Here is a 2,154-nt window from a genome sequence, read left to right as displayed (position 1 = left end):
CAGGCACTGGTGCAGTTTTAGCATAAAGGCTTTACCAATCTGCCGCTTATAACCCTACCAGCCACAGTGCTGGTAATTATGTGGCTGGCAGTGTCGAAGCAAGCGTTTTGGTGAGGTTGGCATAAGTAACTTAGATGTTGATTTGGCTCCAGTTATTGTAAATCAACCGTACAATTTCTCTGCAAAATAAGCCACTATTGGGTCTATATTATCCCATTCAATTTTTAGCTCACGTGCTTTAGGGTACATGGCTAAATGAGCGTTTGCCCCAAGTGTTTTTGGTGATAGCGGACTATGCTCATTTGACTTTATACTATTCAATGCTGTTAAAGCCCTCTTCTCATCCTTACTAAATACAACTGTTTCATCCGACTGAAGATCAGTAATAATTCTTTCCATAACTTGGTGAGTTTGGAGCTTTGGAGAAGGAGGGTTACCAAATCGATGCTCATAGTACGAGATATATAAGTTCTCCAAGAAAACCCTGGCCAGTAGTGCTACAGCTAATGTTTTATCCTCAACATTCAATGAAGTTAGTTCTAGATAGACTCTCTTCATATTTTTATTTTTAAGAGGAACTCTGTAATCGCCATGGGTTATGTACTGGCGCTTTTCGGGATCATTCCTTCCTCTTTTATTTGACGTCGAAGTGTATTCCATTCCACCTTTAGGGGTGTTGCTTATACTATTTGAGGTTGCAGGCGGGATACTACTATTTCCAGCAGATGAGTCATTTGCAGTAGCTTCCAAGCTTTCCTTGTTAAGTTGTGCTTCCTTAGTACTCTTTAAGGCGAACTTTTTAAGTCTCCGATAATTCAAAGCCATTTGACCAAGTGTATCTTTTAGTCCAAGAAAAATTAAATCATCCGTTACTATTCTTGTTTTAGTAGAGTCCCAAGGTAAGCTGCCTACTGATTTTGAATGAAATCGAATATACCCTACAAAGCCGTTGTATTCATTATGCCATGCTTTCTTCCAACCATAGTCCTCTCCCTCTCGTACCGCAATTTCAATAACACGGTCATTGCAAACTACATACCATCCAAAAGGATTCCCATCTTTTAACATGGCGTTGTTAATTCCAAACTCCGCGTTTAGTTTAAAATCTGTATGCAACCCGTACTCAATATAAATGCTTACATCCTGAAATTGTTTGATTACTTTCTCAGAAGGCATATAAGGGTGATTAATATGAAATTTTGGCCATCGTGATTCTAGCTTTTCATACTCAGAGTCTTGAACCTTTAATTTTATTGAAAATCCTTTTCCTATAAAAATTCCATATCTAGCGGATATTTCATTCTTTAACTTCTGAGTCCATGCTTGGGAAGAGAACTCCATTTTGACGTGTTCTCTAAGATTGGTAACTCTAAACCTTGTTCCTGGCTTTTTGCTTGTTTCAATTTCAATAGCTTCCAATTCACTAGTATGACCTAAGGTTGTGTTGTCAAAATCCAACGAAAACGCTAGTGTTCCAGTGTCGGTAATAAATGAGTAGTTAGTGCCAAATTTGAACAATGCGCGCTTTAGTCCAACTCCAAACTTTCCCAATCCAAATTCATGATCAGACTCAGCTCCAACCATAAAAGCGTGTTCAGTCAATGTTATTTCATCTAAACCCAGACAATTATCTTCAACGGAAAAGTAATTATTATGGAGTTCTATTGATATTTCATACCCAAAGTAATTTTTAGGCATTTTATATTCATCAAATTCAACAGCTCCAATATCATTGGAAAACATACGCTCTTTTGCTGCATCAATGGAGTTATCAATAAGATCAAATATGCTAGCCATAGTTGTGATGTCTCGAGTGAGCACTTTTTCGATGAATCCTTGAGCTACTCCTGATTTTACTTTTATTTTTCGACCAATCATCAAATGCTCCCTGTGCAAATTTTCATTTATCGTTTACTTAGCTAAATGACAAACTTTTGCCTTTTCTCCATATAGTCTCGATAGACACTTCTGGTGCATAATTTTGAGGACAAATTCTGAAACTAGAGGTGAAACGCTGTTACCAATCATTCTGAAACTATGCCATTTTGTAGGATGAAAGACGAACCAGTCTGGAAACCCTTGCAGTCTCGCGGCTTCTCGAACAGTTATGACCCTGGGTTGCTCTGGATGAAGAGGGCGCACGGCTTGATAGCT

At 38.3% G+C, this 2,154-nt stretch carries 2 protein-coding genes; both read right to left on the bottom strand.

Annotated features, from left to right (window positions below; genetic code table 11):
- Positions 1-162: 162 nt before the first annotated feature.
- On the bottom strand, positions 163-1,878 hold the full coding sequence (locus tag AC22ZQ_RS14265) for an ATP-binding protein (RefSeq protein WP_318959427.1): 1,716 nt from the start codon (positions 1,876-1,878) through the stop codon (positions 163-165).
- A gap of 33 nt (positions 1,879-1,911) precedes the next feature.
- On the bottom strand, positions 1,912-2,142 hold the full coding sequence (locus AC22ZQ_RS14260) for a DNA cytosine methyltransferase (protein ID WP_413468690.1): 231 nt from the start codon (positions 2,140-2,142) through the stop codon (positions 1,912-1,914).
- Positions 2,143-2,154: the final 12 nt, after the last annotated feature.

Source organism: Lishizhenia sp. (assembly GCF_057456495.1).
Note: the sequence above shows the minus strand (reverse complement) of the source record. Positions and strands in the feature narration are given on the sequence as shown.

Excerpts from the sequence above, each read along its gene's own strand:
- AC22ZQ_RS14265 (WP_318959427.1), bottom strand. The coding sequence starts at position 1,878 with ATGATTGGTCGAAAAATAAAAGTAAAATCAGGAGTAGCTCAAGGATTC.